This is a genomic window from Mesorhizobium sp. NZP2077 (assembly GCF_013170805.1).
Lineage (GTDB): Bacteria > Pseudomonadota > Alphaproteobacteria > Rhizobiales > Rhizobiaceae > Mesorhizobium.
This window is the reverse complement of the sequence record NZ_CP051293.1, coordinates 935,436-958,855: the sequence shown is the minus strand read 5'-3', so window position 1 is coordinate 958,855 and position 23,420 is coordinate 935,436. Positions and strand designations below refer to the sequence as shown.

The 23,420-nt window shown below is 63.6% G+C and carries 26 protein-coding genes and 1 pseudogene; 16 read left to right on the top strand and 11 right to left on the bottom strand.

Annotated elements, in window-relative coordinates:
- The first annotated feature begins 77 nt into the window (after positions 1–77).
- From HGP13_RS04590 to HGP13_RS04580, 3 genes are all read left to right on the top strand, one after another.
- Positions 78–374, top strand: coding sequence for a 4a-hydroxytetrahydrobiopterin dehydratase (locus HGP13_RS04590; RefSeq protein WP_172222113.1), 297 nt, complete (start codon positions 78–80; stop codon positions 372–374).
- Between the two features lie 127 nt (positions 375–501).
- Entirely contained in the window at positions 502–864 is a 363-nt protein-coding gene (locus HGP13_RS04585; RefSeq protein WP_172222110.1) for a YkvA family protein, read from the top strand.
- Positions 865–1,138: 274 nt separating this feature from the next.
- Positions 1,139–1,642, top strand: a complete 504-nt coding sequence (locus HGP13_RS04580; protein WP_172222107.1) for an invasion associated locus B family protein — start codon at positions 1,139–1,141, stop codon at positions 1,640–1,642.
- Between the two features lie 53 nt (positions 1,643–1,695).
- Here the strand turns inward: HGP13_RS04580 and HGP13_RS04575 are convergent, their stop codons facing one another.
- Both HGP13_RS04575 and HGP13_RS04570 read right to left on the bottom strand, forming a co-directional pair.
- Complete coding sequence (locus HGP13_RS04575) at positions 1,696–3,051, bottom strand: chloride channel protein (RefSeq protein ID WP_172222104.1); 1,356 nt, start codon at positions 3,049–3,051, stop codon at positions 1,696–1,698.
- A gap of 255 nt (positions 3,052–3,306) precedes the next feature.
- Positions 3,307–3,606, bottom strand: coding sequence for a hypothetical protein (locus HGP13_RS04570; RefSeq protein WP_172222101.1), 300 nt, complete (start codon positions 3,604–3,606; stop codon positions 3,307–3,309).
- A 362-nt stretch (positions 3,607–3,968) separates the two neighbouring features.
- On the opposite strand from HGP13_RS04570, the gene rlmN reads away from it, so the two are divergent.
- The 3 genes from rlmN to HGP13_RS04555 are packed head-to-tail and all read left to right on the top strand — an operon-like array spanning position 3,969 to position 6,126.
- A complete protein-coding gene (gene rlmN / locus HGP13_RS04565) occupies positions 3,969–5,201 on the top strand; it encodes a 23S rRNA (adenine(2503)-C(2))-methyltransferase RlmN (protein ID WP_172222098.1) in 1,233 nt (410 codons plus the stop codon).
- Positions 5,198–5,644, top strand: coding sequence for a hypothetical protein (locus HGP13_RS04560; RefSeq protein ID WP_172222096.1), 447 nt, complete (start codon positions 5,198–5,200; stop codon positions 5,642–5,644). The genes rlmN and HGP13_RS04560 overlap by 4 nt, the downstream gene beginning before the upstream one ends.
- Positions 5,644–6,126 (top strand): hypothetical protein, encoded by a 483-nt coding sequence (locus tag HGP13_RS04555; protein ID WP_172222094.1) that lies wholly within the window; start codon positions 5,644–5,646, stop codon positions 6,124–6,126. The genes HGP13_RS04560 and HGP13_RS04555 overlap by 1 nt, the downstream gene beginning before the upstream one ends.
- On the opposite strand, the gene HGP13_RS04550 is transcribed toward HGP13_RS04555, so the two are convergent.
- The gene (locus tag HGP13_RS04550) at positions 6,098–6,739 is read right to left on the bottom strand and encodes a LysE family translocator (RefSeq protein ID WP_172222092.1); all 642 of its coding nucleotides are present in this window, start codon (positions 6,737–6,739) and stop codon (positions 6,098–6,100) included. The genes HGP13_RS04555 and HGP13_RS04550 overlap by 29 nt on opposite strands.
- 85 nt (positions 6,740–6,824) lie before the next feature.
- Positions 6,825–8,879, bottom strand: coding sequence for a bifunctional diguanylate cyclase/phosphodiesterase (locus tag HGP13_RS04545; RefSeq protein ID WP_172222090.1), 2,055 nt, complete (start codon positions 8,877–8,879; stop codon positions 6,825–6,827).
- Positions 8,880–9,261: 382 nt separating this feature from the next.
- On the opposite strand from HGP13_RS04545, the gene HGP13_RS04540 reads away from it, so the two are divergent.
- On the top strand, positions 9,262–10,485 hold the full coding sequence (locus HGP13_RS04540) for an argininosuccinate synthase (RefSeq protein WP_172222087.1): 1,224 nt from the start codon (positions 9,262–9,264) through the stop codon (positions 10,483–10,485).
- 5 nt (positions 10,486–10,490) lie between these two features.
- Positions 10,491–11,015 carry a hypothetical protein gene (locus tag HGP13_RS04535; protein WP_172222085.1) on the top strand — a complete coding sequence of 175 codons (525 nt, stop codon included), beginning with the start codon at positions 10,491–10,493 and terminating at the stop codon, positions 11,013–11,015.
- A gap of 150 nt (positions 11,016–11,165) precedes the next feature.
- Here the strand turns inward: HGP13_RS04535 and HGP13_RS04530 are convergent, their stop codons facing one another.
- Positions 11,166–11,963 (bottom strand): lytic transglycosylase domain-containing protein, encoded by a 798-nt coding sequence (locus tag HGP13_RS04530; RefSeq protein WP_172222083.1) that lies wholly within the window; start codon positions 11,961–11,963, stop codon positions 11,166–11,168.
- Between the two features lie 364 nt (positions 11,964–12,327).
- On the opposite strand from HGP13_RS04530, the gene HGP13_RS04525 reads away from it, so the two are divergent.
- The 7 genes and pseudogenes from HGP13_RS04525 to HGP13_RS04495 all read left to right on the top strand — a co-directional run bounded on the left by HGP13_RS04525 (position 12,328) and on the right by HGP13_RS04495 (position 18,831).
- On the top strand, positions 12,328–13,425 hold the full coding sequence (locus HGP13_RS04525) for a putative zinc-binding metallopeptidase (protein ID WP_172222081.1): 1,098 nt from the start codon (positions 12,328–12,330) through the stop codon (positions 13,423–13,425).
- A 65-nt stretch (positions 13,426–13,490) separates the two neighbouring features.
- Positions 13,491–14,096, top strand: a complete 606-nt coding sequence (locus tag HGP13_RS04520) for a DUF1236 domain-containing protein (RefSeq protein WP_172222078.1) — start codon at positions 13,491–13,493, stop codon at positions 14,094–14,096.
- A gap of 169 nt (positions 14,097–14,265) precedes the next feature.
- On the top strand, positions 14,266–15,222 hold the full coding sequence (locus HGP13_RS04515; protein WP_172222075.1) for a type II CAAX endopeptidase family protein: 957 nt from the start codon (positions 14,266–14,268) through the stop codon (positions 15,220–15,222).
- A gap of 283 nt (positions 15,223–15,505) precedes the next feature.
- Entirely contained in the window at positions 15,506–17,101 is a 1,596-nt protein-coding gene (gene ffh, locus HGP13_RS04510) for a signal recognition particle protein (protein ID WP_172222072.1), read from the top strand.
- Between the two features lie 25 nt (positions 17,102–17,126).
- Positions 17,127–17,453 (top strand): chorismate mutase, encoded by a 327-nt coding sequence (locus tag HGP13_RS04505; protein ID WP_019862096.1) that lies wholly within the window; start codon positions 17,127–17,129, stop codon positions 17,451–17,453.
- A gap of 40 nt (positions 17,454–17,493) precedes the next feature.
- Positions 17,494–17,895 carry a 30S ribosomal protein S16 gene (rpsP, locus tag HGP13_RS04500; protein WP_172222069.1) on the top strand — a complete coding sequence of 134 codons (402 nt, stop codon included), beginning with the start codon at positions 17,494–17,496 and terminating at the stop codon, positions 17,893–17,895.
- A 91-nt stretch (positions 17,896–17,986) separates the two neighbouring features.
- Positions 17,987–18,831: pseudogene (locus HGP13_RS04495) on the top strand (acyl-CoA thioester hydrolase/BAAT C-terminal domain-containing protein).
- Positions 18,832–18,914: 83 nt separating this feature from the next.
- On the opposite strand, the gene HGP13_RS04490 reads toward HGP13_RS04495, so the two are convergent.
- From HGP13_RS04490 to HGP13_RS04475, 4 genes are all read right to left on the bottom strand, one after another.
- The gene (locus tag HGP13_RS04490; protein ID WP_172222063.1) at positions 18,915–19,178 is read right to left on the bottom strand and encodes a YMGG-like glycine zipper-containing protein; all 264 of its coding nucleotides are present in this window, start codon (positions 19,176–19,178) and stop codon (positions 18,915–18,917) included.
- 126 nt (positions 19,179–19,304) lie between these two features.
- Positions 19,305–19,832, bottom strand: a complete 528-nt coding sequence (locus HGP13_RS04485; protein ID WP_172222059.1) for an SRPBCC family protein — start codon at positions 19,830–19,832, stop codon at positions 19,305–19,307.
- Between the two features lie 18 nt (positions 19,833–19,850).
- Positions 19,851–20,261 carry a DoxX family protein gene (locus HGP13_RS04480; RefSeq protein WP_172222056.1) on the bottom strand — a complete coding sequence of 137 codons (411 nt, stop codon included), beginning with the start codon at positions 20,259–20,261 and terminating at the stop codon, positions 19,851–19,853.
- Between the two features lie 129 nt (positions 20,262–20,390).
- A complete protein-coding gene (locus HGP13_RS04475) occupies positions 20,391–21,296 on the bottom strand; it encodes a bestrophin family protein (protein ID WP_172222053.1) in 906 nt (301 codons plus the stop codon).
- A gap of 193 nt (positions 21,297–21,489) precedes the next feature.
- On the opposite strand from HGP13_RS04475, the gene HGP13_RS04470 reads away from it, so the two are divergent.
- Entirely contained in the window at positions 21,490–21,903 is a 414-nt protein-coding gene (locus tag HGP13_RS04470; protein ID WP_172222050.1) for an ACT domain-containing protein, read from the top strand.
- 4 nt (positions 21,904–21,907) lie between these two features.
- Here the strand turns inward: HGP13_RS04470 and HGP13_RS04465 are convergent, their stop codons facing one another.
- Both HGP13_RS04465 and HGP13_RS04460 read right to left on the bottom strand, forming a co-directional pair.
- Positions 21,908–22,147 (bottom strand): GNAT family N-acetyltransferase, encoded by a 240-nt coding sequence (locus HGP13_RS04465; RefSeq protein ID WP_281410998.1) that lies wholly within the window; start codon positions 22,145–22,147, stop codon positions 21,908–21,910.
- A gap of 25 nt (positions 22,148–22,172) precedes the next feature.
- A complete protein-coding gene (locus tag HGP13_RS04460) occupies positions 22,173–23,207 on the bottom strand; it encodes an aspartate-semialdehyde dehydrogenase (RefSeq protein WP_027031979.1) in 1,035 nt (344 codons plus the stop codon).
- Positions 23,208–23,420: the final 213 nt, after the last annotated feature.

Here is a 23,420-nt window from a genome sequence, read left to right as displayed (position 1 = left end):
ACCCCAAAACCGCAAAGCACTTTTGGGCGACTTGCATTATGGTGAGGGTCGAATTCGAGATAGCACGGGAAATCATCATGACGAGAGAAAAACTCAGCAAGGACGCCATCACCGCGGCCCTTGCCGAACTCGGCGACTGGTCGCTGGCCACGGACGGCGCCTCGATCAAGCGCCGTTTCGCCTTCAAGAATTTTTCCGAAGCCTTCGCCTTCATGACCCGCGTCGCGCTGGCAGCCGAGAAGATGGACCATCACCCCGACTGGTCAAATGTCTACAAGACCGTGGACGTGACGCTGAACACCCATGACGCCGGCGGCGTCACGGCGCTCGACTTAGCGCTGGCAAGGAAGATGAACGGCTATTTCGGCGGCTGAATGTACGCTTGGCCGCAAGCGTCGATCCAAATCGGCGCCCGCATCTTGCAGCGGGGGCCGGCTTTCACCACATTTTCCCTCGCGAGGCATGCGCCAGGATGCGCATGAGACCCGCAAGGAGTGATTGATGGCGCAACAACCCGGTTTTGATTTCTTCGGCTTTGGCGACAAGCTCGGCGGCGAAAGCGAAGTGCGCGAAAAATTCTGGCGCACCGCCAAGAAGGCCGCACGGCAGATCCCGTTCATGGAAGACGTCGTCGCCGCTTACTACTGCGCCATGGACAAGAATACACCGATGCGCGCGAAGGGCATATTGGTGGCCGCGCTCGGCTATTTCGTCCTGCCCTTTGACCTCATCCCCGACTTCATTTTCGGGCTCGGCTTCACCGACGACATCGCCGTGCTGACCGCCGCGATCACCGCCGTCAGCACCCACATCACGCCGGCGCATCGCCAGGCCGCCAAGGACGCCATCGCCGACAAGGGCTGAGCGTCTTCAGCCGGCACGTGTCCCCTGGATCCCAGGCGTTCAGCAGCCGGCGAAAAAGTCAAACTCTTGCCGCTTTCGTGGCCTCCAAGTCGCCGAAGGGACGTCGCGCCGACCGCTGACAAGGCGGTGGCGCGGGAATGGCGGCGGTTTCCTGGGGTGAGCGTCCTTTTGTTGAGGGAAATTCACCGTTTGGTAACCCAGATTAAATCAAAATGAAGCGACGGCAGGACGCCAAGCGGCCCGCCTCCGCACCATTTGGAATACAGGAAAGACGATGCGCGGATTGATAGCACTGGTTTCGAGTCTGTTCCTGGTGGCCTCTGCAGCGCCTGTTCTGGCGCAGCAGGCGACCAAGATCGGCCAGCACAATGCCTGGGGCACCTACAGCTATCAGGCATCGGGCGGCAAGGTCTGCTACGTGCTCACCGTGCCGACCGACAAGCAACCGCCGACGCTCGACCATGGCGACATGTTCTTCTTCGTCAGCCAGCGGCCGGGACAGCAGGTGTCCTACGAGCCGCAATTCATTGCCGGCTACACCTTCCAGGAAGGTTCCAAGGCCACCGTCACCATCGACAAGAAATCGTTCTCGATGTTCACGAAAGGCAAGTCGGCCTGGGTCGAGAACGCCGCCGAGGAACCGGTTCTGATCGCCGCCATGAAGACCGGCACCGACATGAAGGTGACGGCCAAGTCCGGCCGCGGCAACCCGACCTCCTATGTCTTCTCGCTGAAGGGCATTTCGGCGGCGCTGACATCCATCGCCAAGTGTAAATAGGCACAAGCCGCATTTGAACCGAAGGCCGGGCCACCAGCCCGGCCTTTTGCTTTTCAGCCATGGCCTGACTCTGGTGCCGCTTCCGCCCGCCGCCGCCGGATCGCCTCTGCGATGAACACCCGTGACAGCGCATGATAAAGCGGCTCGTGCGAGATCATGCGCGCCGTGCCATAGCCCAGCATCGAGGCCAGCATCAGTGCAATGACATTGTCGTGATTGCCGGTCATCTCCAGGATGATGACGAAGGCCGTCATCGGCGCCTGCACGACACCGGCGAAATAGCCGGCCATGCCGAGCAGTGCTGCAGCGCCGGTGCTGGCGCCCAGCAGCAGGCCGAGCGAGCTGCCGATCCCGGCGCCGACCGCCAGCGACGGTGCGAAGATGCCGCCTGGGATGCCCGAAACCATCGACAGCAGCCCGGCGACGAATTTTTCGGCAAAGAAGAACCATGGCAGCGGCGTGCCTTCGACGGCGCCGCGCGCCTGCGCGTAGCCGGTGCCGAAAGTCAGCCCGCCCGAGGCGATGCCGATCGCCGCCACGGCAAGCCCACAAACAGCGGCCACCAGCAAGGCACGCGCCAAGGGCTGCTGCGTGTGCCAGCGCCGGATCCGCCGCGTTGTCTTCAGCGCCAGCAAGGAGAACAGCGCGCCGAACCCACCGCCAATGATGCCGCAGGCGATCACTAGCGGCCACTCCGCGGCGAACGAGATCGTCTCTTTCGAGACGCCGAAATAGGTGTAGTTGCCGAGCAGCCCAAGCGAGGCGAGCCCGGCCAGAATCACGGCCGTCAGCACCAGCCCGTTGGTGCGGGCTTCATAGGTGCGGCCCATCTCCTCGATGGCGAAGACGATCCCGGCCAGCGGCGTGTTGAAGGCCGCCGCAATGCCGGCTGCCGAACCGGCCAGGATCAGGCCCCGCGCCTGCGCCGTGCCGCCCCAGCGCGCCGCCTGCAGCATCAGCGAGGCGCCGACCTGCACGGTCGGGCCTTCGCGGCCGATCGAAGCGCCACAGAACAGGCCGACAACGGTGAGCGCGACCTTGCCCGCCGCCAGCCGCAACGAAAGCAGGTGGTTGCGATCCTCGTCTTCGCGCAAATGGCGCGCGGCGATCGCCTGCGGAATGCCGCTGCCTTGCGAGCCGGGAAAGAAGGCGGAGGCAAGCCAGGCGCACAGCACAAAACCCAGCGGCGTGACGATGAGCGGCAATAAGAAACGCCAGCCGCTGTCGTTTCCTGTCATCAAGTGGAACAGCGCCTGCGCCTTGTCGGCCAGCACCGCAAACAGCACGCTGATCACACCGATGCCGACAGCGCCGGCCCAGAACACCAGCCGTGGCTGCCAGACACGCCGTGAGCCCAGCATGGCGCGCGAACGCCGCAGCATGGGGTATTTTCGCGATGTGCCGGCCATATCTGTCCTCGCAATGGAGGCCCAGCCCTAGCATAGGCATGACGTCGATCAAGCCTGTCGGATCAAGTCGGCGTCACGCGATTATTTGAAAACTGCCTCGGCCAAACGGCCGTGATCGCCCCTGTTGGACATAGGCGGACGTTTTAGAGGCTAGTCCCGGACGCAGCCCGAGGCTCGGCGCCGGCGTCGGTGTTCCGCGCGCCGGATGCTCCCGCCAGCTCCTGCCGGCGGGAGCGGTTCCTGCGGATTCAGGTCTCACATAGCCATTTTTTCACATTCGGCCTGGGCCTTCTTGGTCGACGTATCGATCATGTAGGCTTTGCCCTTGGCATCGGTGATCATCATCATGCAGTGCTTGATCGGCTTGGCCATCTTCATCATCTCGGCGCCCATTTTTGCATCTGGCATCATGGTTCCCATATGCCCGTCCGGCATGATCGCCGTCACCTCCCCGCCTTTCATCATGGTCATCGTGCCCATTGCGTCTTCGGCAAAAGCCTGCGGGGTGGAAAGGCCGACGAGGGCGGCAATGACGGCGAGCTTGATCGAGTTCATTCAGCATACTCCCATTTTTTGCAGGGGCATGGTTGCCCCCTTCAGCCTTCGAAGGCGGCAGGGGAATCGTTACGTCAACACGACTATGTGATCGGCACCCGCGCGCCGGGAAGATTGGGCGCAAGGCTGCCAGTCGGTCGTAGCGGGCTGTCGTGGGTGCGACAAACTGGTTTATCCGATGAACTTTCGGTTCAGACGCCAGGGACCGTCTGTCGATCAGAACATTCGCGATCGAAACGCTCCGCCCACCCGGGGTTGTGTTCGCCACCGCATGACTCCTCCCTCAACCTGTGCTATGCGCCGCGCTTCATATCAGGCACGATGGATGAAATCGGCCGCAAACCGCTTATATCTGTGCAACCATGACCCTTTCCTTCGACCTCACCACTGACGGCGCCCGTGACGCGTTGCGCGCCCGCGCCGCGCCCGAGAAGCCGTCGCTGATCGGCCTGACGCGCGCAGAACTCGCAGAGGCGCTCGTCGCGTCCGGCATCGTGCCGGAGCGCCAGGCAAAGATGCGCGCCCAGCAGCTCTGGCACTGGATGTATGTGCGCGGTGTCTCCGACTTCCCCGGCATGCTCAATATCTCCAAGGATCTGCGCGCCGAACTCGACAAGCATTTTACGGTCGCGCGGCCCGAGATCGTCGAGGAACAGATTTCTTCCGACGGCACCCGCAAATGGCTGTTCCGCTTTCCGCCGCGCGGCGCCGGCCGTCCGGTCGAGATCGAGACCGTCTATATCCCCGAGGAAGGCCGCGGCACGCTCTGCATCTCCTCGCAGGTCGGCTGCACGCTGACCTGTTCGTTCTGCCACACCGGCACGCAGAAGCTGGTGCGCAATCTGACGGCCGAGGAAATCCTCGCCCAGTTGCTCACCGCGCGCGACCGGCTCGGCGACTTCCCCGACCGCGACACGCCGGACGGCGCCGTCGTGCCGGCCGAGGGCCGCAAAGTGTCCAACATCGTCATGATGGGCATGGGCGAGCCGCTCTACAATTTCGAGGCGGTGAAGAAGGCGCTGCTGATCGCCTCCGACGGCGACGGACTGTCTTTGTCGAAGCGCCGCATCACGCTGTCGACCTCCGGCGTCGTGCCGGAGATCTTCCGCACCGGCGAGGAGATCGGCGTCATGCTGGCAATCTCGCTGCATGCCACCAATGACGATCTGCGCGACCTCCTGGTGCCGATCAACAAGAAGTATCCGCTCAAGGAACTGATTGCCGCCTGCCGAGCCTATCCCGGCCTGTCCAACGCCAAGCGCATCACCTTCGAATATGTGATGCTGAAGGACGTCAACGATTCCATCGAGGACGCCAAGGGCCTGATCAAGCTGCTCAAGGGCATTCCGGCCAAGATCAATTTGATCCCGTTCAACCCATGGCCCGGCACCAATTACCAGTGCTCTGACTGGGAGACGATCGAGAAATTCGCCGACTACATCAACAATGCCGGCTACGCCTCGCCGATCCGCACACCACGCGGCCGCGACATCCTCGCCGCCTGCGGCCAGCTGAAGTCGGACTCCGAGCGCATGCGCAAGGTCGACCGGCTGGCGCTGGAAGCCATGATGATCGCGGGGCACGGCGAGGCGTGAGCCGTCTCGTCGCCGGGCTCAAGCGCTTCGCCATCATAGCCGTCGGCTATATCGCCGCCGTGCTGACCTCAATCGTGGTGCCTGTGCTGCTGATCACCCTTCTCGAAGGGATCGAGTATGGCAATTGGTCCCTGGTTTTCACCTTCGACTGGCTGGGCTCCTTCCCGCTCGCCGTGTTGACCGTGGCGGTCTGCGCGCTGCTGATCGTCGGCCCCGCGATCCTGGTCGCCGAATGGCTGTCGCTGCGGGGGTGGTTCTATTTCGCGGTCACGGGCGCGATCACCTCCATCGCATTTGGCGTTCTCGTCCCGGGCTCGGCCGGCGGGTTTGTTTTCAATCCGGGCTTTCTCGGGTTCCTGGCCACCGCCGGTACGGCCGCAGGTTTGGTCTACTGGCTGTTGGCCGGATGCAGGTCAGGCCGTCTTGTGAAGCGAAATCCGTGATGGGCCGCTTCGTCGCCTATCTCGTTCGGTTCGCCATTATCCTGTTCGGCTATGCCGTCGCCTCGCTGGCGGCGAGCGCCTTCCTCAACATCCTGTTCCTGGCCTCGCTCGGCTATACGCCTGACCACGCGCACCCGACAGCGACGGCTGCGCTGTATTTCTCGATCCCCTTCGTCGCTTTGTTCGTCGCCTATTTCGCCTTTATGCCGGCGGTGGTCGTCATCCTGGTTGCCGAAATCCTCGGCCGGCGCGACTGGCTGTACTATGCGCTGGCGGGTGCCGTGGTGGCGGCCGCCTATCTCGGCCTAGTCGACCACGCCCAAGAGCCCACCTTCGCGGTCACCGATACCAGCGCCATCATGGCGGTGATCGGCGGCGGCATGGTCGGCGGCATCTTCTACTCGCTGAGCGCCGGTCGTTGGGCCGGAAGCTGGTGGAAGGACGAGAACGCTTCTACTTCGCCTGGGCCGTCAGGATCTTGAGCGCGAAGGCAGAGAACACGCCGGCGAAGAGATAGTCGACCACCCGCGTGACGCGCGGGCTGGCCTTCATCGCCGCGGAGAATTTCTCTGCCGCCAGCACCATCGGCGCTGTCACGGGGATCGACAGCACGATGAACATGGCGCCGAGGACGAACAGCTTTCCCGGCGCGTGCGGATCATGCGCGGAGACGAACTGCGGCAGGAAGGTCATGAAGAACAGGATGATCTTCGGGTTGAGCAGATTGACGCCGAGCCCCGCCGCCCAGCTGCGCAACAGCGAGATCTGCGGACCTGTCTTCTTCTCCGGCGAAAAGGCCGAGCCCTTGGCGATCGCCTGCCAGGCCAGGAAGACGAGATAGCCGGCGCCGAAAATCTTCAGCACGAAGAAGGCCATCGGCGAGGCGACGATCAGCGCCGAGACTCCGACCACCACCAGCGTGGTGTGGATCAGCGTGCCGCACAGCGCGCCCGCCATCGAGGCAAAGCCGGTGGCACGCCCCTGGCTCAGCGTGCGCGAGACAAACAAGGTCATGTCGGGACCAGGCGTGATCGCCAGGATGACCGTGGCGATGGCGAACTGGATCAGCGTGGTCGTGTCGGGAATGAAGGACATTGCAGGCCCCAGGGAAAGCGTAGGCCTATACAAGATGCGTCGCGCCGGCGCCAGATGCGAGGTGGGCGCCCGACAGCAGTGATGTCTAAGCCGCCGACTGATCGAGCTCGACCACCATGACAGCTGCCGTTCCGGGCAACAAAATCTGATCGATCGGCTTGGGGCGGCCGAGGAAATAACCTTGCGCCTCGTTGCAGCCTTCGACCTGCAGGATGGTGAGCTGGACGTGGGTCTCGACGCCTTCGGCGAGCACCGGAATGTCGAGGCTGCGCCCCAGTGTCAGCACCGCGCGGATGATCGCCTTGGCCTGCGGGCTGCGCTCGACATCGGCCATGAAGGAGCGGTCAAGCTTGATCTTGTCGAACGGAAACGAGCGCAGCGTGTCGAGCGACGAATAGCCCGTACCGAAATCGTCGATAGCGATCGTCACGCCCAGCGCCTTGATCTGGCGCAGCACGTGCAGCGTGCGCACCTTGTCGGCGACGATCGTCGATTCGGTCAGCTCGAGCTCGAGACGCTTCGGCGACAGGCCGGTCTCGATCAGGATCTGGTGGACGAGCTTGGCCAGGTCGGCATGGGCGAACTGCACCGGCGACAGATTGACCGCGATCTTGTGGCCATTGTCCCAGGAGGCCGCCTGGCGGCATGCGGTGCGCAGCACCCATTCGCCGATCCCCAGGATGGAGCCGTTTTCCTCGGCGATCGGAATGAATTCGGCGGGCGGGATCATGCCGTGCACGGGATGCGTCCAGCGCAGCAGCGCCTCGTAACCGCAGGTGGCGCCGGTCGCAACCGAGGTCTGCACCTGATAGTGCAGCGAGAGTTCGCCGCGCTCGATCGCCAGGCGAAGGTCGGTGGCGAGCGCGCGCCGCGCCCGCGCCGTCTCGTCCATGGTCGATTCGTAGAAGCAGACGGCCCGCGTCACGTCATTCTTGGCCCGGTACATGGCCAGGTCCGCATTGCTGACCAGCCTCTCGCGGTCGGCGCCGTCGCGCGGATAGACAGCGACGCCGATGCTGGCGCCGGTGACGGTCTCGAAATCGTCGATCCGTAACGGCTGGAACAATGATTTTTCCAGCCGCGACACCAGGCCGAGCAGCTCGTTCTGGTCCTTGAAGCGCTTGATGGCGGCAAATTCGTCGCCGCCAAGCCGGGCGACAAACTCGCCGTCGCCGGCCAGTTTCGCCAGCTTGCGGGCAACGATCTTGAGCGCCTGGTCGCCGGCCGCGTGTCCCCTGAGGTCGTTGATTTCCTTGAAGCGGTCGAGATCGATGACGATGACGGCGGTCATCGTGTCCTTGTCCTCGCCCGCCCGCTCGATCTCATGGTCGAGGCGATCGTTGAAGGAGACCCGGTTGGCAAGGCCGGTAAGCGAATCGTTCAGCGCCAGATGCTGCAGGCGCTCGAAGCTCTCGGCCCGGCCGCGTTCGTCGATCAGATAACTGGCGAAGCCGGTGGCAGCGACGATCATACCGACCACGGCGACCGCGACGGCCATCGCTTCGAGGATATCGGGATTGGTGCCGGTGGTGATGAAGGAGAGCGGCGTCACCGCCACCGCCGCCATCGCCGTGAAATGCAGGCCGACGATCGCCAGCACGAGCAGTCCGATGCCGAGATAATGCGACCAGCGATACGGCCGGCGCGCCGCCTGGCCGATCGCCGCGGCGGAGAACGCCATCGCGATCAGCACCGAAGCGACGACATAGCGGGCGTCCCATTCGACGATGCCGGCCACGTGATAGGCCATCATGCCGGTATAATGCATGGCCGAGATCGCCAGCCCGACGAGGCATCCGCCCCATTCCGGCGCCAGGCCGCGGCTTTTGTCCAGGGCAAGGCCGAAGCCCGCCCCGGTTCCAACCATGGCGATGACCAGCGAGATCATGGTGAGCACCGGATCGAAGGTGATCGGCGCGCCGGGCTGATAGGCCAGCATGGCGATGAAATGCGTGCACCAGATCGAGGAACCGGCGGCGACCGCGGTCAGGAACAGCCATCCCCGCATCTGCACGCCGACGGTTTTCCTGGCGCGATCCAGGAGACCGATCGTCACCCAGCAGCCGGTGACGCACATCAGCGCCGCCAGCAGGACGAGCCACAGATTATGTTCCGTGACGATGCATGATATAACGCGCATCAAGAATGGTCCAAGCCCGAGGACTCCCGCAATGAACGGGCAAAAGCCGCCTCGGCACGGTCGCATTGCCCAGTGCAGCTGTATCTCGCCGATTTAGCGGCCGGACATGAAAACTTGCTTAAATCCTCGGCATAAATGCAGCCCATGATTGTAGCGGTTGTTTCCGCAAGGGCATGATCCCGAAGTGGCAACCGGTTTTTCTCTGGCAAACGGTTTCCGTTTGTCCAGAGATCATGCTCCAAAAGAGATACGATGCCGCCTGCAGCGCGCTGGATCAGCAATCTGGGGCCGCGCGCGCTTGCTCGCTTTGCCGTTCCTGCTAAAAGGCGCTCCGACAATCCGTGACGCCCTTGCCCAAGCGTCCGCCATCGACGGAGCAGAAATGTCCAAGACCAAAGACGTCAAGAAAGTCGTGCTCGCCTATTCCGGCGGTCTCGACACATCCATCATCCTGAAATGGCTGCAGACCGAACTCGGCGCCGAGGTCGTCACCTTCACCGCCGATCTCGGCCAGGGCGGCGAACTGGAGCCGGCGCGCCAGAAGGCCGAGATGATGGGCATCAAGGACATCCGCATCGTCGATGTGCGCGAGGAATTCGTCTCCGACTTCGTCTTCCCGATGTTCCGCGCCAACACCGTCTACGAAGGCACTTATCTGCTGGGAACCTCGATCGCGCGGCCACTGATTTCAAAGCACCTTGTCGAGATCGCCAAGGAGACCGGCGCCGATGCGATCGCGCACGGAGCCACCGGCAAGGGCAACGACCAGGTGCGTTTCGAGCTTTCCGCCTACGCGCTGAACCCCGACATCAAGGTCATCGCGCCCTGGCGCGACTGGTCGTTCAAGTCGCGCACCGACCTGATCAACTTCGCCGAGCAGCACCAGATTCCGGTGGCCAAGGACAAGCGGGGCGAGGCACCGTTCTCGGTCGATGCCAATCTCCTGCACTCGTCTTCCGAGGGCAAGGTTCTCGAAGATCCATGGAGCGAGCCGCCGGAATTCGTCCACCAGCGCACCGTTTCGCCGATGGATGCGCCCGACAAGGTCACCGAGATCGAGATCGAATTCCTGAAGGGCGACCCGATCGCGCTCAACGGCAAGAAGCTGTCGCCGGCGACCATGCTGGCCGCGCTCAACGATCTCGGCCGCGACAATGGCATCGGCCGGCTCGACCTGGTCGAGAACCGCTTCGTCGGAATGAAGTCGCGCGGCGTCTATGAGACGCCCGGCGGCACCATCCTCATCGTGGCCCATCGCGCCATCGAATCGATCACGCTCGACCGGGGTGCCGCGCACCTCAAGGACGAGTTCATGCCGCGCTATGCCGAGCTCATCTACAACGGCTTCTGGTTCTCGCCCGAGCGCCTGATGCTGCAGGCGATGATCGACAAGAGCCAGGAAGACGTTGAAGGCACGGTGCGGCTGAAGCTCTACAAGGGCAACGTCATCGTCACCGGCCGCAAGTCTAAGAAGACGCTCTATTCCGACGCACTGGTCACCTTCGAGGACGACCGCGGCGCCTACGACCAGAAAGACGCCGCCGGCTTCATCCGCCTCAACGCGCTCAGGCTCCGCACGCTTGCCGCGCGCAACCGAGCGAAGTAGGACTGATGCATGGCCTTGGCCGCCACCTGACGTTGCTGGTTTTTCTGGCGACGCCGGCCATGGCCGAGACCTTCGATCCCAGCTCCCTCGAACTTGCCGCACTGATAGAATGCAGGGCCGACGTGCCGGCCTATAATAGCTTTGCCCTGTGGCTGGGCGGCGAGCCCGGGGCGGCGGGCACGCTCGGCTGGAAAGAGGTTCCATCCGGCAATCCCTTCCTGCGGCAGTATCGACTGCCCGCACCGGTTCATGTCTTCAGGCACGAGACGGGGACAATCGTCTTCACCGCGACCGGGCCGATGGCCGTGCTCGACGGCATCGCCGCGCCGGAACTCGCCCGGCAGCTTGGCGTCCCGGCGACGGTCTCCAGCCCGGACAAATTCCTCGGCGAAAAAGTCATGGCCGAGAGAACCGAGGACAGCGGCGGCGTGACCTTCGCCACGCGCATTGCGCTCAGCGTCTCGACGGTCGATACCCATCCCGGCCAGACGCTGGCGGGCTGCTCCTACGCGCTCGAAATTGGCGATTAGCCGGAAACATCCGTCACTTCGTCATCCACGGGCGGAGCAAGGAGCGTAGCGACGCTGGGGACGCTTCGGTCGATCTCGAACGTCCGAAATGCTTCCCTCGACAAAAAAAGCCCGGAGCATGGCCGGGCTTTTGTCGAACAGGGCTTTCAATCAGTCGCCGTCGATCGCGGTGGCGATCTGCACTATGGCCTGCTGGTAGACGTTTGCGTCATTCCAGCCGGCAATTGCGCCGATATTGGCCGCAGCGCTCGCACCCCGCCGCCAACCATGGGCCTTGAGGAAATTGGCGGTGGAAGCCAGCGCCGTCGCCTTGTCGCGCAGGTTTCCGCTGCCCACGCCATATTTCAGGACATTCCCGGGCAGGAACTGCGTATGGCCGATCTCGCCATGGGCAGCGCCGACCGACGAGGCGCTCAAAGCCCCGCGATCAACCAGCTTCAGGGCCGCAATGGCATGTGGGTGGAAAAACGCCGGACGGCGGCAATCATAGGCAAGCGTCAAGATGGCGGAAACCGTATTCTGGTTGCCCATGGACGAACCGAAGCCGGTCTCCATGCCCCAGATCGCCAGCAACACACCTGGCGACACGCCGTAGTTGCTTTCGATCTGGCTGAACAGCGCCGCGTTCGACTTCTTCAGCACACGGCCCTTGGAAATGATCGCCGCCCCGCCACGGCGCTTCATGAAGGCTTCCACCGAGCCGCTAAAAGCCTTGTGGATGCCGCGATCGACGGAGATCGTCTTTGTCGCGTAAGTAGCGCCAGCCAGCGCGGCCAGACCCCTGGCGCCGACACCTTCGGCCTTGGCCTCTGCGGCGAACCCCGGCTTCCAAGCATCGAAGCCGGCACCGGTGCTGCCACAACTGGCCGCCGCCTGTGCCCCCGTCGCCAGCCCAAGCGCCGCCACCACCGCGGCCGCAAAAATCCTACCCTTGGCAAGAAATGCCATGTTGTTCTCCTGGTTGCCTGATTCACGTCCCATCTGCGAATTTGCCAGCGAAACGCGCACTTGTCACGGTCTGCGGCACAATGCTGGCGAATGCCGGGGAATTTGCCTACGATCAAGTGATTATTGTGGCGGGGTCGAAATAGCCATGGAAGACGTTGATGTGGTCGGCGCCGGCGAGCACCTCGCCGGCCGCTGATCCCGACCTGCGGCGGTGCGCGTCTGTCGGGCGAAGCGGTGGCGAGGCAGGTCGTCGCCCAGCTTGCCGCGAAATAGCTTCGAGATCTGCGGAACGCCTGCCCGGCGATTGGCGTTGGGCACCTGCCGCCGCGCACCTATATGCTGGCTCTGATGGTTTGAGACCGACATGAAACTCTTTGATTGCCCGCATTGCGGCCACCGTCTCTATTTCGAGAACGCGCAGTGCCTGAATTGCTCCAGCCTTGTGCTCTACGATCCCGAGCATGCCCGCTTTGCCTTGGCGGGCGCGGACGGCATCTTCCAGTGCACCAATGCCGATGAATGCGCCTGCAACTGGATGGCCGAACCGGGACAAGGCTTTTGCCGCGCCTGCGGTCTGAATCAGCTGATCCCCGATCTCTCCGTCGACGGCAACCGCCGCCGCTGGATCCGCGTCGAGGCGGCGAAGAAGCGCGCCATCTATTCGCTGCTCGCCTTCGGCCTGCCGGTGGCGCCCAAGCAGAGCCCGACGGACGAGGTCGGCCTCGCCTTCGACTTCCTCGCCGATCCGATCGGCGGCGGGCCAGGCGGTGAACGCATCCTGACCGGACATGACAACGGCCTGATCACGCTCAACGTCGCCGAGGCCGATTCAGCCGAGCGCGAGAAGCGTCGCGTCCAGATGGGTGAGAATTACCGGACGCTGCTCGGCCATTTCCGCCATGAGCTCGGCCATTATTACTGGGACCGCCTGATCCGCGACGATCCGCAAAGGCTGGAGGCCTTCCGCGCTCTGTTCGGCGACGATCGCGCCGATTACGAACAGGCGCTGAAGGCCTATTACACCAACGGCGCGCCACCCGACTGGCAGCAAAACCACATCTCGGCCTACGCCACCTCGCATCCGTGGGAGGACTGGGCCGAAACCTGGGCCCATCATCTGCACATCACCGACACGCTGGAGATGGTCCATGCGCTGAACTTCCCGCTCGGCCGGCTGAAGACGGTGGTGGCCAATGATTTGCCGCGGGGCGACACCGGCGGCGAACTGCAGGCCGCCCCTTCGGAACCTGCGAACACGCCCGAGCCCTTCGAAAAGATCCTTGCCCGCTGGCTGGTGCTGTCGGAAGCCTCCAATTCGATCAACCGCTGCATGGGCCTGCCCGACCTCTATCCCTTCGTCATTTCGGACGTGACGGCGCGAAAACTGGCCTTCGTTCACGACCTTTTGACTGGTCTGCCGAAAGAGACGGGAACAAATCGTGAGGTGGCGCCGGCATTTTAGCCGGAACGCATGCGCCGCTGCCCCGTTTTCAAACCCGAGGGGACAATGAAAACGGAGAGAAAACCATGAAGTCCGTATTGTTTCCCGCAATCGCCGGGATGATGACCGTGATGTCGGGCGCCGCGTTAGCCGACACCGCCGTCTCGGCCGTCACCGATCTCAACGTCCGCGCCGGTCCGGGTCCGCAATATCCTGTTATCGGCGTGCTCGCCGCTGGCCAGTCGGCGACCCTCAATGGCTGCATCGAAAACAGCAAATGGTGCACCATCGCCGAAGCCGGCGGCCAAGGCTGGGTCTATTCGGACTATGTGACCGCCGATTTCAGCGGCAGCCGGGTGGTGCTGACGCAGCGTCCCCACGGCTCGAGCGTTGCCGTCGTCTCGCCGCCGGAAGATATCGGCAACTACTCGAACGACTATACCGGTGCGATCATCGCCAGTGATCCAGTCGAGGGGGACTTTCCTCCTCCGCCAGCCGAAGTCCGCACCTATGTCGACACGCATCGCCTCGACCCGGTCTATCTCGACGGCGAAGTGGTGACCGGCGCGACCTTGCCCGACACTGTCGAGCTGCGCGAAATTCCTGATTACAACTACCGCTATGTCTATGTGAACGGTCAGCCGGCGCTGATCGATCCGCAGACGCGGCGCATCATGTACGTGGTGCGTTGATGGAAACCAGCGGTCGACAAGGCGGGCGCTGGCCACAAACAGGACGGCTGCTTCCGTGGCGCTTGGGTGCCACAAGGTCTGTTGCGCATTGATCCCTGACGAATAGCGATTCCGATTCCCGAAGCCATCGGCTAGATCAAAGGCGATGGATTCGGGCGAAGGACTCTGCGTGACGATCGACGACACTGCCTTCGAGCGCTACCGGCAGTCGCCGAACGCCAGGACGACCTTTCTGCGTCTGTTCCTGGGAACGCTGATCGTCGTCGTGTTGTGGGGTGCCACCACCGCAGCCGTGATCATCGGCGGCACTCGTCTCTTCTTCGCCTGGCAGGCTTCGGCGGCTTCATCCGCCGGTATGGAAGGCTTCCTCGCCTCGCCCATCGGCATCCTCAGTGCGCTCGCCTCCTTCGCCGGCATCTGGATCGGCCTGTGGATCGCCATGCGCTGGGTGCATGGCGAACCGCTGTCTGCGCTGCTTGGCGCCAGCCGTCGTGTGTCGCGGCCGGACTTCCTCAAGGGGCTGGTCGCTGTGCTGATCACCTCGGCTCTGTCCGAAATCCTGCTCTACCTCCTGCAGCCGGGGATCGCGCGCGGCACGATCAGCCTGTCGTCGTGGCTGCTGTTTCTGGTCCCGATCGTCGCGCTGACCTTGCTGCAGACGTCCTCGGAAGAGGTGCTGTTTCGCGGCTATCTGCTGCGCGGCCTGGCCAGCCGGTTCAGGAGCCCGCTGATCTGGGCGCTGCTGCCCGGCCTGCTGTTCACCTCGCTGCACTGGAGCAGCGCGTCGTCGGCCGCCATCAACGCCTGCGTGCTGGTCTCGATCGCCGCCTTCGCGCTGCTTCTGACACTCGTCGTCTACGCCACCGGCAATCTCGGCGCGGCGCTGGGCGCCCATCTCGGAAACAATCTGACCGGCTTCCTGCTGATCTCGCACCAGGAGAGCTACAACTCCTTCGCCCTGTTCACCGCCAGGCCGCTCGAAGGGCCGGGCTGGATGATGTCGGATGCCATTCTCATCGCCCTCATCGGCATCGCCTGCAGCCTGCTGACGATTGTGTCGCTGCTGCATCCCCGCTCGCCGCTCAGGGTTGGAGCCAAGCTTCCGGACGCCAAGGGCGCGGCCTGATTGCGACACACGGGACGGCCAGACTGGCCCTTGTCTTGACTCTTCGGCCGATTTCCTGTCTACACGCCTCGAATTCCGCGACGAGTATCCCTCCGAGCAAGCCGACCAGGACGCCGAAGCCTCTTTGGGGCCAAGTGCTGTAAATCGATCCTGGAGGCCAACACCCGGCAGCGCTGAGCGCCCCCGGGTGCTTTTTGGTTGTGGGCTTTGCTTTTGCTTGGACACTTGGCGCGAACGCATTACCTCTCGGGCACCATCCGGGTGTCAGGGAAAAGGAAAACGAATGTTTGAATCGCTGCAGGAGCGTCTTGGCTCCATCCTGAACGGCCTGACCGGCCGCGGCGCGCTGTCGGAGGCTGATGTCTCGGCGGCGCTGCGCGAGGTGCGCCGTGCGCTGCTCGAGGCCGACGTGGCGCTCGAAGTGGTGCGCTCCTTCACCGACAAGGTGCGCGAAAAGGCCGTCGGCGCCGCGGTGCTGAAGTCGATCAAACCCGGCCAGATGGTCGTCAAGATCGTCCATGACGAGCTGGTCGACATGCTCGGCGCCGAGGGCGTCGCCATCGACCTCAATGCGCCGGCGCCCGTCGTCATCATGATGGTCGGCCTGCAGGGCTCCGGCAAGACGACCACTTCGGCCAAGATCGCCAAGCGGCTGACCGAGCGTCAGAACAAGAACGTCCTGATGGCCTCGCTCGACACGCGGCGTCCGGCCGCGCAGGAGCAGTTGCGCCAGCTCGGCGAGCAGGTCAAGGTCGCGACGCTGCCGATCATTGCGGGCCAGAACCCGGTCGATATCGCCAGGCGCGCCGTCCAGGCGGCCAAGCTCGGCGGCCATGACGTCGTCATCCTCGACACCGCCGGCCGCACCCATATCGACGAGCCGCTGATGGTCGAAATGGCCGACATCAAGAAGGTGTCGAGCCCGCATGAAATTCTGCTGGTCGCGGATTCGCTGACCGGCCAGGACGCCGTCAACCTGGCGAAGAGTTTTGACGAACGCGTCGGCATCACCGGCCTGGTGCTGACCCGGATGGACGGCGACGGCCGTGGCGGTGCAGCCCTTTCGATGCGCGCCGTCACCGGCAAGCCGATCAAGCTGATCGGTACCGGCGAAAAGATGGACGGGCTGGAGGAATTCCACCCCAAGCGCATCGCCGACCGCATCCTCGGCATGGGCGACATTGTCAGCCTGGTCGAAAAGGCCGCCGAGAACATCGACGCCGAGCAGGCGGCGGCGATGGCCAAGAAGATGCAGTCGGGCAAGTTCGACCTGAACGACCTCGCCCAGCAGCTTCGGCAGATGTCGAAGATGGGCGGCATGGGGGGCATCATGGGCATGATGCCCGGCATGGGCAAGATGAAGGACCAGATGGCCGCCGCCGGTCTCGACGACAAGATGTTCGGCCGCCAGCTCGCCATCATCTCCTCGATGACCAAGGCCGAGCGCGCCAACCCCGACATGCTGAAACACTCGCGCAAGAAGCGCATCGCCGCCGGCTCCGGCACCGACGCGGCCGAGATCAACAAGCTCTTGAAGATGCATCGCGGCATGGCCGACATGATGAAGGCGATGGGCGGCAAGGGCAAAGGCGGCGGCCTCATGCGCGGCATGATGGGCGGCCTTGCCTCGAAAATGGGCCTCGGCGGCATGATGCCCGGCGGTATGGGCGGCATGGGTGGCATGCCCGATTTGTCGAAGATGGATCCCAAGCAGCTCGAAGCCTTGCAGAAGCAGGCGCAGGCCGCCGGCCTCGGCGGCATGAAGGGCCTGCCCGCCCCCGGCGGCGGTGGCCTGCCCGGCCTGCCGGGCGGCATGAAACTTCCGGGGCTTCCCGGCCTCGGCGGCGGCGGACTGCCGGGTCTTGGGAAGAAGAAGTGATGGGGCAAGAAGAAGTGAGGAGACCATGAACGAAGAAAAGGACATGGCCGACGCCCGCACCATCCTGGCCGGCTACCGCGCCTCGATCGACAACATCGACGCCGCCCTCATCCACATGCTGGCCGAGCGCTTCCGCTGCACCAAGGCGGTCGGTGTGCTGAAGGCCGAGCATGGCTTGCCGCCGGCGGACCCGGCGCGCGAGCAGCAGCAGATCGCCCGTCTGCGCCAGCTGGCCAAGGACGCGCATCTCGATCCCGATTTCGCGGAAAAATTCCTCAACTTCGTCGTCCGCGAAGTGATCCGCCACCACGAACAGATCGCCGCTGCCAACGGCGTGACGAAAACCGGCTGAAATCCAATCCAACGAAATCAGAGCTTTTAGGAGAAAAGAAATGGCACTGAAGATCAGACTGGCCCGTGCGGGCTCGAAGAAGCGTCCTTACTACCACGTCGTCGTCGCCGACGCCCGTTCGCCGCGCGACGGCCGGTTCATCGAGTCGCTCGGCTCGTGGAACCCGCTGCTGCCCAAGGACGGCGAGCGCGTCAAGGTCGACGCCGACCGCGTCAAGCATTGGCTGTCGCATGGCGCCCAGCCGACCGACCGCGTGCTGCGCTTCCTCGACGAGGCCGGCATTGCCAAGCGCGACGCCCGCTCCAACCCGAAGAAGGCCGAGCCGGGCAAGAAGGCCCAGGAACGCGCCGCCCTTCTGAAGAAGGCGCAGGAAGACGCTGCCGCCGCTGTTGCAGCCGCAGCTGCCGCACCGGCCGAGGCGGAAGCCGCCACTGCCGAATAAAGAGTGCTTCATCGCATCGACAAAACGGCGGGCCTGTGCCCGCCGTTTTGCTATTGTCCGGCAATGCCAGGCATTGAGGCTGATGAATCGGATGGGCGAACCGGCAATCACGGAAGAAATCCTGTCGGGCAGCGTTGCCGGAACCCTCCTGCGATGCGCTGACGCACGACCGGCGTCGTGGTGTTGAGCGGATCGAGCGGCCGCGTCGACGTCGCCCGCGCCAGGCTGTTTGCCGGGCAAGGGGCGTCCGCGCTCGCGCTCCAGTGGTTTGGCGGCGAAGGCCAGGTTCCCGGCATCTGCGAAATCCCCTTGGAGACGTTTTTCGCCGCAACGGATTGTCTTGTCGGACTGGGATGCCGGCGCATCGTCTATATCGGGACATCAAAAGGCGCCGAGGCATCCCTGCTCGCGGCCGTTCATGACCCGCGCATCGACGCCGTGGTCGCGATCAGCCCGACATCGGTGGTTTGGGGCAATATCGGACCTGGCCGCGACGGCATCGATTGGCCCGAACGATCATCATGGACGCTGAAGGGCGTCCCTTACCCGTTCGTCCCAAGCAATCCCGATTGGAGCGCTGAACACGTCGACGGCCTGGTGTCTTACCGGGGGCTTTTCCAACGCGCCCTCCAAACTTTCGCTGACGCGGCGAGCAAGGCCGCCATTCCTGTCGAAGCCATTTCGGCGGAAATCGTGCTGGTTGCCGGCGGCGATGACGCGCTGTGGCCATCCCTCTGTTTTGCCGACCGGATTGTTCGGCGTCGCAAGGATGCCGGGAAGACCACCGGCCTCGTTTCGGCGCCCGACGCCGGTCATCGGATTCTGCTGCCGGGTGAAACCACGCTGCGGTCGAGATTGCACGCCCATGGCGGCAACGATGACGCCGATGCAAGGCTAGGCCGGGAAGCGTGGAGCTATATCCAGAAGCTGCTGTAGCGCAGCCCGCAGCTTTCCGGCCCATCCCACGAAAACGGCGGGCCTGTTGCCCGCCGTTTTGCTGTTTCAGTCCTGAGCGCGGCTCAATAGCCGTCAGGGCAGCGGTCAACATAGACTCGCCCATGGCGGTCGCGGTACCGGCATTGGCCGCTTTCGCTGGCATGGCCGATGAGCGCCCCGGCCACTGCACCGACTGCGCCGCCGACAATCGCGCCCTGCACCGGATCTCCGGCCACGGCCGCGCCGATCGCAGCGCCGCCAAGGCCGCCCACGGCAGCACCTTTTTCCGTCTGCGAACAAGCACCAAGCGCGGTCGTCAGCAGCAGAATGGTCAAGATTTTCTTCATTTTCGTTCCTCTCACATGCGGATCGCCGTCTCGCCGCCAAGGCCTTAACTCTCAGACGGCTAATTTGATCCCAGGGAGAATGAAGATCGCGACGCCGCCTGTTCAAACAAGCGGCGTCCATACCGGTCATGCCTCGGTGTTGCGCTTTAGATTGGCGAGGCCGACCTCGAAATCCCGGCCGATCAGCGTGTCGAAGTTCATGAACAGGCCCATCAGCTTGGCGATGAAGGGCCGGCTGCCGCGCATCGCCCAGCTGACGGCGGTGGTGTCGCCAGAAGGCGTCAGGGTGAAGTCGACGCTGTTGTTGGCGCGGAACGGCTTCTCGAAATCGAGCTTGAGCGCGACCTGCGAGGACGGCACCGAATTGACGATCTCCATGCGCCCCTTGCCGGCCTTGCCATTGCCTTCCCAGGCATAGGCGGCGCCCTTGCCGCTTGCCGCGCCGGAGAGTGTACGCTTCATGTTGGGGTCGAGCTTTTCGTAAGGCGACCATGTCGGCCAGCGGTTGAAATCGTTGATCATTGGGAAGATCGCTTCCGGCGGCGCCTTGATGGTGGCGGTGCGGGTGGTGACGAAATCATTCGGCCGTGTCGCGGCATAGATGAGGATGGCGGCGACAAGGGCGACCAGGATAATGAGGATGGTGCTGAACATTTTTCTCTCCTTAGAGGCTCAACGGCTGAACGGGATCAGCGCGCGCACCTTGGGGTCGCGCAGATAGAGGCCGCCCCACAGGATGATGCCGAGATAGACGCCGAACAGCGTGTGCGAGAACAGCGGGCTGTCGATGCGCAGTTTTGTGGCGATGGCGCCGCCCATATAGGCGGTGAGCAGTATGGCGCCGAGAACCGAAGTGCGCGGCCATGCGTAGAGCGCCGTCGCGAACAGGCCGATGACGCCGAGCAAGCGCGCCATATCAGGGTCTGCCGGCCAGCCGAGCGGCACCATCGTCTGGGTGACGACATCGAGCGGCGGCAGCTTGATGGCGCCGTCGAAGATCATGAACAGGATGGTGAGGCCGCTGAGCACGCGGCCGGTCCACAAGGCGCCGGACGAAACGGGCGCGGTTTCAGAAATGCTCATGGTGTTCCCTCCTGATGGTTCGAGCCCTTTTCGCCGGGGTCGAACCAAGGACGCGGCATGAGGCGGCAATCCTACAGGGGGTTCGGATTCTTTCTGAGCCGTCCCTCGGCTGGCAAGCTGGGCCGCAGCTCAGGAGAAGTAAAACCTCTCGGCCGCGATCATCTTCGGCGGTGTTTCGCCCAGCGCCTCGAAGACGGAGATTTCGCAGACACGGCACAGGCCGTCCAGCGCCAGGTCGTTGGCCTCGGTGCCGAACGGATCCTCGAGCTCTTCCGACAGCGCGTCGAGGCCGAAGAAGGTGTAGGCGATCAGCGCCGTGAACAATGGCGTTGCCCAGCCGGTGCTCGAGATCAGCCCGATAGGCAGCAGCAGGCAGACGATGTAGGCCGTGCGATGCACCAGCAGCGTATAGGCAAACGGCAAGGGCGTGCCGGCGATCCGCTCGCAGCCTGCCTGAATGGCCGTGATCGATGCCAGCCTCTCATCCAGGATGCGAAAGCCGATCGAATCGACCTCGCCGGCCCGGCGCTGTGCGTTGGCGCGGCGGCCCATGCGCCTGACCATCTCGTCGGCCGGATTGGCGAATTTTGCAGCCGTGTCCGTCTCGGTATCGATGAAGGCATGGGCGTCTTTCACACTGTCGGTCTTGCGCAACTGCCCGCGCAGGAAATGGCAGAAGGCAAGCGCCTCCATGAGCAAAGCACGCTGCTCGGCCGGGTCGGCGATCAGGCTAGTCGTGGCCCGCGCCAGATTGCGGATCTCGAAGACCAGCGCGCCCCACAGCTTGCGCGCCTCCCACCAGCGGTCATAGGCGGCATTGTTGCGGAACGACAGGTAGATCGACAGGGTCACGCCGACCAGTCCGAAAGGCGTGATGTTGAAGACGCCAAGATCCAGCTGAAACCTGCGTGCGAGAGCGACGATGATCGCCGAATAGAGCGCGAAGCCAAAGATCTGCGGCAGGATACGTGGCACCACGGAGCCGCGCATGATGAAGAACAGCTGCAGGAATGTCGGGCGCGGGCGAACGATCATCAGGAGCCTTTCACGGACCGGCGCTGGTCCTCAACTCCTTTATTGTGCGATGCGACAGCTTCGCAAGCCTAGCCGCCAGCGACATCGCCATGTCGTCTGTGCGGTGCGCGCTGGCGCGGACTATCGGCATTCATCGGTCGCGGGTATTGAAGGTCTGTGGGCTGCCCGCCCTGCATCCATTGAGAAAAGACAGATGACCGGCGAGACCGATCTCAAGACATTGCTGGCATCGATGACGCCGGAACTGCTCGACGGCATCTATGTCTTCACCACGCTGGCGCCTGGTATTCTCCAGCCCGAAGGCCTCGAAGCGACGATGGTGTTTCGCGAGCGCGAGGGCACGACGCTTATCGTGACCGAGGAAGCGGCAAAGGCAGCCGGACTGACCCCTTCGTTCCGCTGCCGAATGATCACGCTGAACATCCATTCCTCGCTGGAAGCAGTCGGCTTCCTCGCCGCCATCACCACGCGGCTCGCCGCCGTCGGCATGGGCGTCAATCCAGTCTCGGCGTTCTATCACGACCATCTGTTCATCCCGGCGGAGCGGGGGGAGGAAGCGATGGTCTTATTGCGCGGACTGGCGGCAGAGAATGGACGGATTGAGTAAGGCGTCAGCGCCTGCGGACGTACAGAATATCCGGCAGGCCTTCCTCGTTGGTCGTGCCGTCGCCAAACGACTCCGCCTGGAACCCACGACCCTCATAGAAGCGCCGGGCGCCGGTGTTGGCCTGGAAGCAATGGAGTTTCACGACCGGCAGAGCAGCGGTCGCGTCTAATAGCAACCGGCTGCCTATGCCTTGCCCCGTCCAGGCCGGTCGTCCGGCGCCCTCGCGGAGGGCCCGCCGCGGCAGCGGCGGTGCGGCCCGTGAGCGGTAACTAGGCCGCCTTCTTCTTCGGCTGGATCAGGCCACGCTCGACCAGAAGCTCGGCGATCTGCACCGCGTTGAGCGCCGCGCCCTTGCGCAGATTGTCGGAGACGATCCACATCGACAGGCCGTTGTCGATGGTCGAATCCTCGCGGATGCGCGAGATGAAGGTGGCGTCCTCGCCAGCCGATTCGAGCGGCGTGATGTAGCCGCCATCCTCGCGCTTGTCCAAGACCTGGCAGCCCGGCGCCTCGCGCAGGATATCACGCGCCTCGTCGGCGGTGATCGGCTTTTCGAACTCGATGTTGACCGCTTCCGAATGGCCGATGAACACCGGCACGCGCACGCAGGTCGCCGTCAGCTTGATCTTGGGATCGAGCATCTTCTTGGTCTCAGCGACCATCTTCCACTCTTCCTTGGTCGAGCCGTCGTCTAGGAAGACGTCGATATGCGGGATGACGTTGAAGGCGATGCGCTTGGTGAACTTCTTGACCTCGACACCGTCGGCGACGAACACGGCTCGCGTCTGCGTGAACAGCTCGTCCATGCCTTCCTTGCCGGCGCCCGACACCGACTGGTAGGTGGCGACGACGACGCGCTTGATGGTGGCGAAATCATGCAGCGGCTTCAGCGCCACGACCAGCTGCGCCGTCGAGCAGTTCGGATTGGCGATGATGTTCTTGCGCGTGAACAGCGAGATCGCGTCCGGGTTCACTTCCGGCACGATCAGCGGCACGTCCTGGTCGTAGCGGAAGGCCGACGAATTATCGATGACGACGCAGCCCTGCTTGCCGATCTTGGGCGACCATTCCTTGGAAACGTTGCCACCGGCCGACATGATGCAGATATCGGTGTCGGAAAAATCATATTGATCGAGCGTCTTGACCTTCAGCGTGCGGTCGCCGAACGACACTTCCGTGCCCTGGCTGCGCCGCGAGGCGAGCGCCACGACTTCACTTACCGGAAAGCCGCGCTCTTCCAGTATGTTGAGCATTTCCCGGCCCACATTGCCCGTGGCGCCGACGACTGCAACCTTGAAACTCATCGAAAAATCTCCTGTCCCTCTCCGCTTGGTTTTTGGAGAAAACCCGCTGGCCGATGCGGGTTCCGTCCCCCGGGCCGGACCCGGGAGAGGGTGGTTAGGCCAAGGGAATCACACCGTTTTGCCGGTTTTCTTGGCCAAGAATGGGGTTTTGCTGGAACGAGGGGACGCGCCAGAACGCCCGGCCCAATGATGTGCATTGAGGCTGGGGGCGTC